The 12,728-nt window shown below is 66.4% G+C and carries 12 protein-coding genes; 11 read left to right on the top strand and 1 reads right to left on the bottom strand.

The window, feature by feature from the left end:
• The first annotated feature begins 168 nt into the window (after positions 1–168).
• The 3 genes from WG901_RS08020 to rlxS all read left to right on the top strand — a co-directional run bounded on the left by WG901_RS08020 (position 169) and on the right by rlxS (position 3,285).
• Positions 169–489 carry a DUF736 domain-containing protein gene (locus WG901_RS08020; RefSeq protein ID WP_339586483.1) on the top strand — a complete coding sequence of 107 codons (321 nt, stop codon included), beginning with the start codon at positions 169–171 and terminating at the stop codon, positions 487–489.
• A 332-nt stretch (positions 490–821) separates the two neighbouring features.
• Positions 822–956 carry a hypothetical protein gene (locus tag WG901_RS08015; RefSeq protein ID WP_339586482.1) on the top strand — a complete coding sequence of 45 codons (135 nt, stop codon included), beginning with the start codon at positions 822–824 and terminating at the stop codon, positions 954–956.
• 349 nt (positions 957–1,305) lie between these two features.
• Positions 1,306–3,285 (top strand): relaxase/mobilization nuclease RlxS, encoded by a 1,980-nt coding sequence (gene rlxS, locus WG901_RS08010; RefSeq protein WP_339586481.1) that lies wholly within the window; start codon positions 1,306–1,308, stop codon positions 3,283–3,285.
• 153 nt (positions 3,286–3,438) lie between these two features.
• Here the strand turns inward: rlxS and WG901_RS08005 are convergent, their stop codons facing one another.
• Positions 3,439–3,714: an HU family DNA-binding protein gene (locus WG901_RS08005; RefSeq protein WP_339586480.1), complete on the bottom strand. Its 276-nt coding sequence runs from the start codon at positions 3,712–3,714 to the stop codon at positions 3,439–3,441.
• A gap of 323 nt (positions 3,715–4,037) precedes the next feature.
• Between WG901_RS08005 and WG901_RS08000 the strand changes: the two genes are divergently transcribed.
• The 8 genes from WG901_RS08000 (at position 4,038) to trbL (ending at position 12,727) form a co-directional block, all read left to right on the top strand.
• A complete protein-coding gene (locus WG901_RS08000) occupies positions 4,038–6,053 on the top strand; it encodes a conjugal transfer protein TraG (protein ID WP_339586479.1) in 2,016 nt (671 codons plus the stop codon).
• A 4-nt stretch (positions 6,054–6,057) separates the two neighbouring features.
• Entirely contained in the window at positions 6,058–6,504 is a 447-nt protein-coding gene (locus WG901_RS07995) for a CopG family transcriptional regulator (protein WP_339586478.1), read from the top strand.
• On the top strand, positions 6,501–7,490 hold the full coding sequence (gene trbB, locus WG901_RS07990; RefSeq protein ID WP_339586477.1) for a P-type conjugative transfer ATPase TrbB: 990 nt from the start codon (positions 6,501–6,503) through the stop codon (positions 7,488–7,490). The genes WG901_RS07995 and trbB overlap by 4 nt, the downstream gene beginning before the upstream one ends.
• Before the next feature lie 2 nt (positions 7,491–7,492).
• The gene (locus WG901_RS07985) at positions 7,493–7,819 is read left to right on the top strand and encodes a TrbC/VirB2 family protein (RefSeq protein ID WP_339586476.1); all 327 of its coding nucleotides are present in this window, start codon (positions 7,493–7,495) and stop codon (positions 7,817–7,819) included.
• On the top strand, positions 7,816–8,091 hold the full coding sequence (locus WG901_RS07980) for a VirB3 family type IV secretion system protein (RefSeq protein WP_339586475.1): 276 nt from the start codon (positions 7,816–7,818) through the stop codon (positions 8,089–8,091). Before WG901_RS07985 ends, WG901_RS07980 begins: the two co-directional genes overlap by 4 nt.
• Entirely contained in the window at positions 8,085–10,538 is a 2,454-nt protein-coding gene (gene trbE, locus WG901_RS07975) for a conjugal transfer protein TrbE (RefSeq protein WP_339586474.1), read from the top strand. Before WG901_RS07980 ends, trbE begins: the two co-directional genes overlap by 7 nt.
• A gap of 20 nt (positions 10,539–10,558) precedes the next feature.
• A complete protein-coding gene (gene trbJ / locus WG901_RS07970) occupies positions 10,559–11,302 on the top strand; it encodes a P-type conjugative transfer protein TrbJ (RefSeq protein WP_339586473.1) in 744 nt (247 codons plus the stop codon).
• A 123-nt stretch (positions 11,303–11,425) separates the two neighbouring features.
• Positions 11,426–12,727 carry a P-type conjugative transfer protein TrbL gene (trbL, locus tag WG901_RS07965; RefSeq protein WP_339586472.1) on the top strand — a complete coding sequence of 434 codons (1,302 nt, stop codon included), beginning with the start codon at positions 11,426–11,428 and terminating at the stop codon, positions 12,725–12,727.
• The last annotated feature ends 1 nt before the right edge of the window (position 12,728 follow it).

Raw genomic sequence — 12,728 nt, 5'->3', positions numbered from 1 at the left:
CGCCGCCTGACGGCGGCTCCTCGCGCCCGCTTCGCGTCCAAATCAGCCCGCCCGCTCCGGTCCTTCGCTGCGCTTCGGCCTGCGGTTCGCCGCCGGTCCTCTCGCCGTTCCCCTCGGTCGGCCATCGCCCGGAAGTGGTCCGGACGATCGAAACCAAGGAGAACTATCATGCCTGCAATCGGACACGTGACGCGCCAGAGCGACGGCAGCTTCAAGGGCAACATCCGCACGCTTTCGGTCAGCGCCGACATCCAGCTCGTGCCCAACCGGTCCAAGATGGGCGATCAGCCCGACTACCGCGTTTTCGCCAGCGGCGTGGAACTGGGCGGTGGCTGGATCCGCACCGGCGAGGTCAGCGGCAACGAGTATATTCGCGTCTCGATCTCAGCGCCGGAACTCGGCAATCGGCCGCTCTTTGCCAACCTCGGTCGCGCCGCCGGCCAGGACGACGATGATACCTTCGCCCTGATTTGGAACCCCGGCAACTGAGCCGGCAAGCCCCGCGCGGAGCGATCCGCGCGGGGCTATTTTTGCATTCGCGACACCCGGATGCGCGGCGATTCCTTTTCGGACTGGCGAGGTGGAGAAGGGATTTTCTGCTCGGGTCCGCCCAGTATCCGGCGCTGCGCGGCCCGCCTCAAGGACGATCGGGACCCACCATTTTTTGCGGGCGGCGCGGGCCTTGCGCGCGCCCGCGAGCGCTGTCCGCCCGCAAAAAATCGTTACCCCGATCGCCGCTGACGCGGCCGCTTCGCGGTCCTTGACCCGGGCCGCGCAGCGCCGGGCGCGCCTCCCGTCATCACGACAATCAGGAGGAACTCATGTCCATCGAGCAGCAGATCGAAGAGCTTCGCGCCGAGCTTTCGGCATGCGACGATCCCAGCGAGCGCGAACAGATCACAGCCGAATTGGAACTGGCCAAGGCGGAATTTTCCAAGCAAGAACAACGGGCTTGAACAGCAGATCAGGGCTTCCGGGCGGTTTCGCTCGGGAGCCCTTTTGCGTGGTCCCAGGCGGCGGATCCTGGGGATGTTGCCCGGTGAGCTGAAGGTGAGAGTGAGGCCGGAAAAGCGAGAGCGGGCGGAGGGCAAGATATAAAGCAATGGCACTGTCCTGGCGGATATCGTGCCATAAGCTGTTGTTTGCACATCGTTTTTCGGAAGAGGCAAACAGTGCCGTGCCGAGTCGGACGGTGCCGTCTCCTAGCGAGAGGCGCGGAAATGCTGGGTTTTTGGCGGCACCGATTTTCGTGAAGGCCGACCTGGTGCAGGCTAGGCCGCCTTAAACCGTTCCCGCGAGATTGGCATGTCCAACGAAGACGACTTCGAGCCCAGACTTGGCCGGCAGAATGCGCGCGGCCGAGGCCGCCTTGCCCGTCCCGCGCTTCACGCGATCCTCGTTGCCACCAACCGCGCCCGGGGCGGCCGCGCGGTGAAGGGCTCGCGAGGCTTTACCGGCAGCAGGATCGGCCGTGGCGTCGGCATGGGCCAAGTGTTCGCGGGCCGCGACCGGCTTGCCGCCTTTCGCGGCCGGCGTGTCATCGTCAAGGCGCGGATCGTCCGGCTGGGGGCGCAGGGGATGGGGGCGGCCAAGGCCCATCTGCGCTATATCGAGCGCGACGGCACGAGCCGATCGGGGGAGCGGGAAACGCTCTACGATGCGGCCAGCGACCGAGCGGACCGCCAGGCCTTCGTCGATCGCTCGTCGGGAGACCGCCACCAGTTCCGCTTCATCGTTTCGCCCGAGGACGGGGGCGAATACGATGATCTCAAGGGCCTGACGCGGCGCCTCATGTCGCGGATGGAGGAGGATCTCGGAACACGGCTCGATTGGGTGGCCGCCGATCACTTCGACACGGCCCATCCACACGTCCACGTGATCGTTCGCGGCAAGGACGAGGCGGGGAAGGATCTCGTCATAGCGCGTGACTATATCCGGCACGGCATGCGCGCGCGCGCGGTCGAACTCGTCGATCTCGATCTAGGACCGCGCAGCGATGTTGCGATACGCGAAAGGCTGGTCGCCGAGGTCGGGCAGGAGCGCCTGACAAGCATCGATCGCATGCTCGTGCGCGAAGCCGACAATGGCTTGATCACGCCTACGGCGCACGATCCATTCCAGCAGACTGTGAAGATCGGGCGTCTTCGCGAGCTCGAGCGCCTTGGCCTTGCGGCTCGCGAGGAAGGCGGCTGGCGTCTCTCGTCCGACCTCACCGCGACATTGCAGGCGATGGGCGAACGCGGCGACATCATCCGCACGATGCAGCGTGCCTATACGGCCCGCGGCGAAGAGCCGCCGCCGGCGCGGTCGCGGGTGATCTTCGAGCCCGCCTCGGATCGGCCGGCCCCGCTGGTCGGCCGCCTCGTCTCGCGGGGCCTCTCCGACGAGTTCCAGGACCGCCACTACCTGATCATCGACGGAGCCGATGGCCGAAGTCATTACGTCGACATCGGCAAGGCCGAGGCGACCGGCGACCTGCCAAGGGAAGGCGTGGTCGCGGTATCGCCGCGCGATGCCTCGCCGCGCGCGGTGGACCGCACGATCGCCGACGTCGCACGGTCAAACGATGGTTTGTACTCGGCCGAACTGCACCGTGATCACGACCCCGATGCGAGCCATGCATTTGCCGAGACCCATGTCCGCCGCCTCGAAGCGATGCGCCGCGCGCTCGGGGCCCCCGAGCGGGAGGCGGATGGAACCTGGCGCGTCGGCACCGATCATCTGGCGCGCGCGGCACAGTTCGAAGCCGTGCGAGCAAGAGAGGCGCCGGTCAGCGTCGAGGTCCTCTCGCCCGTGCCGGTCCGTCAGCTCTCGGTAGCCGACGCCGCGACCTGGCTCGATCGGCAATTGGTCTCGTCTGACGAGCAGGACCGAGCCGACACCGGATTCGGGCGCGACCTCAGCCAGGCCTTGCGAGCCCGATGCGCATGGCTCGTCGAGCAGGGCCTCGCTAGCGGCCAGGGAGAGGAATGGCGATATGCGCCTGACCTCATCGAACGGCTCCGTCGCCGCGAACTCCTGCGCGTGGCGGGCCAGCTCTCGAGAGAGCTCGGTCTTCGCTTTGCGGAGAGCAAGCCCGGGGAGCGGATCGAGGGGATCTACCGGCGGCGCATCGACATGGTGAGCGGGCGCTTTGCGCTGATCGAGCAAAGCCGCGAGTTCACGCTGGTGCCATGGCGGCCCGTACTCGAGCCTCATGCCGACAAGGTCGTCAGCGGTCTCGTTCGGGAGAGCGGCATCAGCTGGACGTTCGGACGGCAACGTGGCGGCCCGGGCATTTCCTGAGGGGCCGACCAAGACTGCAAAAGAAGAGGGCCTGCGCGTCGATGCGAGCAGGCCCCAATGAGGCATCCAGTCTTGCGACGAGATACCCCGGTCGCAGCTTCAGCATATCACGACTGCGCTTCGGGAATTGTACAATCCCGACACGAAGGTGGGTCAGCCGTTGAGCTTGTCCTTGACGGCCTTGGCCGCCGCGAAGGTCAGCTTCTTCGAGGCGGCGATCTGGATGGGTTCGCCAGTGGTCGGATTGCGACCCGTGCGCGCAGGCGAGGCCTTTACCTTGAACTTGCCGAAACCGTTGAGCGACACCTCGTCACCCTTGGTCGCGGCCTCGGTGATCACCGAGAAGACCGCGTCGACATATTTACGGGCATCGGCCTTGGTGAGATCGAGCTGGGCGGCGAGGGCGTCAACGAGTTCGGAATTGTTCATCAGGCGTCTCCTTGAAAATCTGGACCGCGGGATATCGCGCGCGAAATGCACGGTCCATCGGCCCACGGCGCGAAATCCACCGGCAAAAATACCGTAACGGACCATCCAGCCAGCCTGCGAGCCAGCAATTTTGCTCAAGCCGCGACTCGCACGCGCAGGGGGGGCGGAGAGGGCCGCGGCATCATCGGACCGCGAGAAGCGAGTCGGCAGGAGTCGGCGGGAGTCGGCGAGAGTCGGCGCAGAGACGCTAACTTGGGGGGGCCCGACGTGGGAAATTGGCGGGGCCGAAAGACCGGTTCCCACCCATTGTCCCAAGGCCTGCCATGTCGCCGACCAAGCTCCTCATCGGTCAGATCCTCCTGGTCTTCGCGATCGTCCTGGCGGGCGTCTGGGCCGCGACCCAATGGTGCGCGGCGATGCTCGGCTACCAGGAGCAGCTCGGCCCGGCGTGGTTCTCGTTTGCGGGCTATCCGGTCTATCGCCCCTGGAGCCTCTTCGTCTGGTGGTACTTCTACGAGGCCTACGCGCCTGAGATTTTCGACAAGGCCGGCGCACTGGCCGGCGCCAGCGGCTTCCTGGGATGCGCATCGGCGATTGCAGGCTCGCTCTGGCGGGCACGCCAGTCCCGCCACGTCACGACCTACGGCTCGGCTCGCTGGGCGACACGGCGGGATATGGTGCGGGCGGGGCTCTTCGGTGACCGCGGCTTCTTCCTCGGCCGCTGCGGGCGCCGCTATCTGCGGCACGATGGGCCCGAGCATGTGCTCGCCTTCGCGCCGACCAGGTCGGGCAAGGGCGTGGGCCTGGTGGTCCCGACCCTGCTCGCCTGGACCGGCTCGGCCGTGGTCCACGACATCAAGGGGGAGAACTGGAAGCTGACCGCCGGCTGGCGTTCGCGCTTTGGCCACGCGCTCCTGTTCAACCCGACCGACAAGCGCTCGGCGCACTACAATCCGCTTCTCGAAGTGCGCCGCGGCGAACACGAGGTTCGCGACGTGCAGAACGTCGCCGACATGCTAGTCGACCCGGAAGGCGCGCTCGAGCGTCGTAACCATTGGGAGAAGACCAGCCATTCGCTGCTCGTGGGCGCAATTCTCCACGTGCTCTACGCCGAACCGGAAAAGACCCTCGCGCGGGTCGCAACCTTCCTGTCCGATCCCGAACGCACGTTCGCCGCGATGCTCAAGCGGATGATGACCGCCGAGCATCTGGGTAAGGGCCGCGTTCATCCCGTCGTCGCCTCGGCTGCGCGCGAATTGCTCAACAAGAGCGAGAACGAGCGCTCGGGCGTGCTCTCGACCGCCATGTCGTTCCTTGGCCTCTACCGCGACCCGACGGTCGCCGAGGTCACCTCGCGCAGCGACTGGCGGATCGCCGATCTCGTCGACGCTGCGCACCCGGTTTCGCTTTACCTCGTCATTCCGCCTTCGGACATCAGCCGGACTAAGCCTCTCGTAAGGCTCGTGCTGAACCAGATCGGCCGGCGCCTGACCGAGACACTCGAGGACGAAGGCGGCGCGCGCCGGCACCAGCTCCTCATGATGCTCGACGAGTTTCCCGCGCTCGGCCGCCTGGACTTCTTCGAGACGAGCCTCGCCTTCATGGCAGGCTATGGGGTGCGCGCATTCCTGATCGCCCAAAGCCTCAACCAGATCGAGAAGGCCTACGGCGAGCACAATTCGATCCTCGACAATTGCCACGTGCGCGTCGCCTTCGCGACCAACGACGAGCGTACCGCGCGCCGGATTTCCGAAGCGCTCGGCGTCGCGACCGAGCAGCGCGCCATGCGCAACTATGCCGGGCATCGCCTCGCCCCCTGGCTCGCTCATGTCATGGTCAGCCGCCAGGAGACCGCGCGTCCGCTCTTGACGCAGGGCGAGGTCATGCAGCTCCCGGCCCACGATGAGCTCGTTCTCGTCGCCGGTATGTCGCCGATCCGGGCGACCAAGCTGCGCTACTACGAAGATCCCAATTTTGCGGGCCGCGTTGTCGATCCGCCGCGCCTCGGCACGGGCATTTATTGCGATCGCCCGGCCGTGCGTCCCGACGACTGGGAAGGCCTGGCTGCAGGTCCAGGCCTCGGTGACGATGGCGAAGCGGGACCCGGCGATCCGACGGCCGACGATGGCGGACTCGAGCAGCAGAAGGTGCCCGGCGAGGAGATTGCATCAGCCAAGCCCGAGATCGCGCCAGCCGAGGAGATCGCAGAGCCCGAACGGGACGATAGCGATCCGGTTTCGGACAAGCGCGCGATCGATCGCGTCACCAGCGCGATCGTCCGCGCCCACGCCATGAACCAGGGCCGCGATCAGGAACCCGACCTCTTTCCAGGGATGTGAACCCATGCGCTTTCGCCAGAACATCTACTTCGAACGCGACGTCGCCGACGCGCTTGATGCGCTCGCCGGTCATAAGGGGGGCAACAAGTCGCAGCTCGTGAACGACGGGCTGCGCGAGTGGCTGCGGATCCGTGCCGAGAAGAGCGCCGGCACCATGCTACAGCAACGGCTCGACCGCATCTCGCGCAAGCAGGACCGCGTGAGCCAGCAGGTGCATCAAGGCCTCGAGCTCGCCGTCTACACGCTCGAGGCGCTGATGCTCCTCGTCCATCACGAACTGACGGTGACGGCCTCGCTCCAAGAGATGGATCCGGCGGCGAAGGCGAAGGGCGACAAGCGATACCAGGAATTCATCGATCGGCTTGGCGTCAACATCTCCAAGGGCACTGCGTTCAGCGCCTCGAACGATGAGGCGGCGCGAGGCGGCTTGAGCGCGGAGACCGGGGCATGACGCTTGAGGTCTCCGATGCCCGCAAACGCGGCATGTTGCGCAGTGCCATGGGCCCCACGATCGCGGCCGCGCTCGGCGATCCGCTTGTGATCGAGATCATGGTCAATCCCGATGGTGTCTTATGGCTCGATCGGCTGGGCGAGGGCCGCTGCGAGACGGGCGTCCGCTACGAGCCGGCACAGGTCGAACGCATCGTGCGCCTGGTCGCCTCGCATGCCCGTACCGAGGTGCATCTGGCCGCACCGATCGTCTCGGCGGAGCTGCCGCCGCACGGTGAGGGCGCGGGCGAACGTTTCGAAGGCGTTCTTCCGCCCGTCAGCATCGCCCCCTGCTTCTCGATCCGAAAGCCCGCGGCCAGGATCTACACGCTGATCGACTACGTCAACGACGGCATCATGCTGCCCGAAACGGCAAGGGTCCTGGCCCAGGCCGTGGTCGATCGCCGCAACATCCTCGTTGTCGGCGGCACATCATCGGGCAAGACGACGCTCGCCAATGCGCTGCTGGCAGAAATGGCGCATCTCGAAGACCGCGTGATCCTGATCGAGGACACGCGCGAGTTGCAGTGCGCCGCACGCGACGTCGTCGCCCTGCGCACGCGTTCGGACAGCGTCACGATGGCGGACCTCGTGCGCTCGACCTTGCGGCTGAGACCCGACCGGATCGTCGTCGGCGAAGTGCGCGGGCGCGAAGCGCTCGACATGCTCAAGGCCTGGAACACGGGCCACCCCGGCGGGATCGCCACCGTCCACGCCAATTCCGCCAGCGCCGCGCTCCACCGGCTCGAGCAGCTAATCCAGGAAGCGGTCGTCACAGTGCCGCGCCGGCTGATCGCCGAGGCCATCGACACGATCGTGTTCATCAACGGCCGCGGCCTGGCCCGCCGCGTCGAGGCGATCGCGCGCGTCACCGGCCTTGGTCCGGACGGGAACTACGCGCTGATCGATCTCACCCCTGAAACCTTCCCGCTCAGCAAAGGAGACTGAATATGTCGGCCAACTTCCTCATGCGCGTCGGCGCTCGGCTGATCACTGCCGCCAGCGCGCTCGCGCTCGCCGGACCTGCATTCGCCGCGGGCTCGGGCATGCCCTGGGAGCAGCCGCTCGAGCAGGTCCTGGAATCCGTCCAGGGGCCTGTCGCCAAAATCGTTGCGGTCATGATCATCATCGTGACCGGGCTGACGCTCGCGTTCGGCGAGACTGCCGGCGGCTTCCGCCGCCTGATCCAGATCGTCTTCGGCCTGTCGATCGCTTTTGCCGCCTCGAGCTTCTTCCTCTCGTTCTTCAGCTTCGGCGGTGGGGCGCTCGTCGTATGATCGCCGCGCCCGACCAGCCCTGCGAAGGCTTCGAGGCGCCGATCCACCGCGCGCTCGTCGAGCCGATCCTGCTTGGCGGCGCCCCGCGCGCGATCGCGATCGTCAACGGTACGCTCGCCGCCGCGCTCGGGCTCGGCCTCCAGCAGTGGCTCGCCGGGCTGGTGGTCTGGGCGCTCGGCCACACCGCCGCAGTTTTCGCAGCCAAGCGCGATCCCGACTTTGCGCCCGTCGCCCTGCGCCACCTTCGCCAGAAGGGATATCTCTCGTGCTGAACCTTCGCGAATATCGCCAGCGGGCCGACCGGCTCGCCGACCATCTGCCCTGGGCGGCGCTCGTCGCGCCCGGCGTCGTGCTCAACAAGGATGGGTCGTTCCAGCGCACGGCGCGCTTTCGCGGTCCCGATCTCGAGAGTGCCAGCCAGTCGGAGCTGATCTCGGCCTGCGCCCGGGTGAACAATGTGCTCAAGCGCTTTGGCACGGGCTGGGCGCTCCACATAGAGGCCGAGCGCCGCGAGGCGCTTGGCTATCCGAAGAGCCATTTCCCTGATCCGGCTTCCTGGCTCGTCGATGAGGAGCGGCGCGGCGCCTTCGAGGCCGCGGGGCAGCATTTCGAGAGCCGCTACTACCTGACGCTGACCTTCCTGCCGGGCATCGATCAGGCTGAAAGCGCCGGGCGCCTGATTATCGAGCGCGAAGCGGTCGGAGAGGGACGCGACTGGCGCCAGGCGCTTGCCGCCTTCGTCGCCGAAACCAATCGTGCCTTCGATCTCTTCGCCGGCTTCATGCCCGAGATCGCCCCGCTCGATGACGGTGACACGCTGACCTATCTCCACGGCACGGTCTCGGCGCGGCGGCATGCGGTCGCGGTGCCCGAGACGCCGATCTACCTCGACGCACTGCTCGCCGACACGCCGCTCGCCGGCGGCCTCGAGCCGATGCTCGGCGATCAGCACGTGCGCACGCTCTCTGTCCTCGGGTTTCCCAATGTCAGCCGGCCTGGGATCCTTGATGCGCTCAATCACCAGGGCTTCGCCTATCGCTGGGTCACCCGCTTCATTGCGCTCGACAAGACCGAGGCAACGAGGGCGCTGACCAAGCTGCGTCGCCAGTGGTTCAACAAGCGCAAATCCGTGACCGCGCTGCTGCGCGAGGTCATGTACAATCAGCCCGTCCAGCTGCTCGACAGCGATGCCGACAACAAGACCGCCGACGCCGATCTCGCGCTCCAGGCGCTTGGCGGCGACCATGTTGCCTTCGGGCACCTCACCGCAACGATCACGGTCGCCGACGAAGATCGCGCGCGCGTCGAGGATATCGTCCGCAGTGTCGAGCGCATCGTCAATGGGCTCGGCTTCACCTGTATCCGCGAGAGCGTCAACGCCGTCGAGGCTTGGCTGTCGAGCCTTCCCGGTCAGACCTACGCCAATGTTCGCCAGCCGCTCGTCCACACGCTGAACCTCGCGCACCTGATGCCTTTGTCGAGTGTCTGGGCCGGGCCCGACAAGAACGCGCACCTCGGCGGACCGCCGCTGCTCCATGCGACGAGCTCGGGCTCGACACCGTTCCGGCTCTCCACCCACGTGGGCGACGTCGGCCACATGCTGATCGTCGGGCCGACGGGCGCGGGCAAGTCGGTGCTGCTGGCCCTGCTCGCGCTCCAGTTCCGCCGCTATGCGGGCGCGCAGATCTACGTCTTTGACAAGGGGTTCTCGGCGCGCGCGGCCGTGCTTGCGATGGGCGGCGCGCATCATGCCCTCGGGCTTGGCGGCGAAGATGGCACCGTCGACGGTGATGGCGCCGGCGCGCTGGCCTTCCAACCGCTTCGCCGGATCGAGGATGCGAAACATCGTGCCTGGGCGGCAGAGTGGATCGGGGCTTTGCTCGAGCACGAACGCGTGCTCGTCACGCCAGACATCAAGGAGGCGGTCTGGTCCGCGCTGACGAGCCTGGCGAGCGCGCCGCCTGAGGAACGCACGCTGACCGGCCTATCGCTGCTGCTCCAGTCCCTGCCGCTGCGTTCGGCCCTCGCGCCCTATACGCTCGAAGGAGCCTTTGGCCGGCTGCTCGACGCCGCCGAGGACCAGCTCGAGGTAGCAGACGTCCAATGCTTCGAGACCGAATCGCTGCTCGGTCATGCCGGCGGCGTCGCGCCCGTTCTCACCTATCTGTTTCACCGGCTTGAGGAGCGCTTCACCGGTCGGCCGACCCTGATCGTGCTCGACGAAGCCTGGGTCTTTCTCGATCACCCGCTCTTCGCCGCGCGCATTCGCGAATGGCTCAAGGTCCTGCGGAAAAAGAACGTCGCGGTCGTCTTCGCGACGCAGAGCCTTGCCGATATCTCGAGTTCGACGATCGCGCCGGCCATCATCGAGAGCTGTCCGCAGCGAATTCTCTTGCCGAACGACCGGGCGATCGAGCCACAGAGCCTCGAGGCCTATGCGCGCTTCGGCCTCAGCGAACGCCAGATCGAGCTGATCAGCCGGGCGACACCCAAGCGGCACTATTACCTGCAGTCGGCCCGCGGAAATCGCCTGTTCGAGCTGGGCCTCGGCAGCGCGGCGCTTGCCATCTGCGGCGCGTCAGATCCGGCCTCGCAGAAGCGGATCGACAGGCTGCTTGCCGACCATTCCCGCGCCGACTTCCTGGCGGCCTTCCTGACGGAATCCGGCCTCAATTGGGCGGCCGACGTCCTCCCTCATTTCTCCCGTTCCGACACCTGAACCGCAAGGAGTAAGCTGTGATGAAGATCAAGATCCTGTCCGCCGTCAGTTCGGCTGCACTCGTCAGCGGCGCCGCCGCTGCCGTCGTCTACGTGGGGCCTCTGGCAACGCCGGCTCTCGCGATCCCCGTGTTCGATGCGAGCAACTATGCGCAGAATATCCTGACGGCGGCGCGCACACTGACCTCGATCAACAACCAGATCCAGTCGCTGCAGAACGAAGCGCAGATGCTGATCAATCAGGGGAAGAATCTGGCGCGCGTCGACTTCCCGCAGCTCCAGGAACTGCAGGCTAAGCTCCAGGAGATCGACCGCCTCATGGGCCAGGCCCAGGGCATCGACTTCAAGGTCGGCTCGCTAGACCGCCAGTTTGAAAATCTGTTCCCGCAGGATTTCACCGGCCTCGGCACGCGCAGTCAGCGGCTGACTTCGGCGCGCGCGCAGCTCGAAGCGGCCATGGGTAGCTTCCGCCAGACTATGAGCATCCAGAGCCAGATCGCTGAAAACGTGGAAGGCGATGCGCGGATACTCGCGGCGATCGTGTTGCGCAGCCAGGGCGCCGAAGGTTCGCTCGCCGCGCAGCAGGCTACGAATCAACTGCTCGCGCTCACGACCAAGCAGCAGTTCCAGATCCAGAACCTGATGGCGTCGCAGTTCCGCGCCGAGGCGCTCGAGCAGGCGCGCCGCGGCCAGATCGAGCGGCAAGCGCGAGAAGCGACCGCGCGCTTCCTTGGGGATGGCAAGGCCTACAGCCCTCGCAACTGAGCTCCCGCCGCGCCGGCATTTCGGGTTTTGCCGGCGCACCTCGCCGCGAGGACTTCGAACCTCTCCTGTGTCATGGGTTTCGGGTTCTCGCGGCGCTTTGTCTTCTTGGATCAGGACAGTGCCGTGAACGATCTCAACGTCATCGATCAGTTCCTCGACGCCTTCATCCGCTACATCGACTCGGGCTTCGGCCTGCTCGGAAGCGACGTTGGCTTCCTGACGACGACGCTGATCGGCATCGACATCACGCTCGCCGGGCTCTTCTGGGCTTTAGGTGGTGAGGACGATGTCATCGCCAAGTTCCTGAAGAAAATACTTTATGTTGGAGTCTTCGCCTTCATCCTCAACCGCTTCAACGATCTCGCCGACATCATCTTTCGGTCATTTGCCGGCCTGGGTCTCACGGCCGGCGGCGGCACGATCACCGCCGACGAACTGCTGAAGCCCGGCCACCTGGCCGGCGTCGGCTTCGAGGCCGCGGCACCTTTGCTCGAGCAGGCGAGCGAGCTCGTCGGACCGATCGCCTTCTTCGAGAACCTCGTACAGATTGCCGTGCTCGTGATCGCCTGGATCATCGTCATCGTCGCCTTCTTCGTGCTCGCGGTGCAGATGTTCGTGACGATTCTGGAGTTCAAGCTGACGAGCCTCGCGGGCTTCGTGCTTGTGCCCTTCGCCCTCTGGAACCGCACGAGCTTTCTCGCCGAACGTGTTCTGGGAGCAGTGGTTTCTTCCGGCATCAAGGTGATGGTTCTGGCCGTCATTGTCGGGATCGGCTCGAACTACTTCGGCCAGTTCGTCGATGCGCTGCAGGGCCAGGAGCCCGATATCGATCAGGCACTGTCCCTGATGCTGGCAAGCCTCGCGCTGCTGGGCCTGGGCATATTCGGTCCTGCGGTCGCTTCCGGGCTTGTCGCGGGCGCGCCTCAGCTTGGGGCCGGATCGGCGGCCGCTACCACCGCTGTCGCGGCGGGCGGTCTGGCCATGGTCGGAGCCGGCGCTGTGGGTGCGGCGCGGGGTCTGGCCGGCGCCGGAATGGGCGCGATCCGCGCTGGAACGTCGATGGGCTCGGCCGCATCCACTGCCTACAAGCTTGGCCAGGAATCCAGCGGATCATCATCGGTATCTGCTGGCATTGGCGGCATGGCGACCGCAGCGCGCGGCGCGGCGGCGCAGAAGGCTTCTTCCGCGCTGGGGCTCGGCGAAGCGGCCGAGCGCGGCAAGCAGGCGGCCTGGAATTCCGGCACCACTACGGGCGCCACTGGCGCCTCGCCTAGCGAGAACCAAGGCTCGATGCCGGCCTGGGCCCAGAAGCTGCAGTCCGAGCAGAGCGCGCGCAATCGCCGTCAGCTGGCGCTCCACACGATCCGTGACGGCGACCGCGGCGGGGCCTCCGCCACCCCCGACATCAAGGAAAGGGATGACTAGC

Origin of the sequence: Novosphingobium anseongense, assembly GCF_037482895.1 — a bacterium.
GTDB classification, from domain to species: domain Bacteria; phylum Pseudomonadota; class Alphaproteobacteria; order Sphingomonadales; family Sphingomonadaceae; genus Novosphingobium; species Novosphingobium anseongense.
The sequence above is the reverse complement of the archived record's forward strand: the minus strand, read 5'-3'. Positions and strand labels throughout refer to the sequence as shown.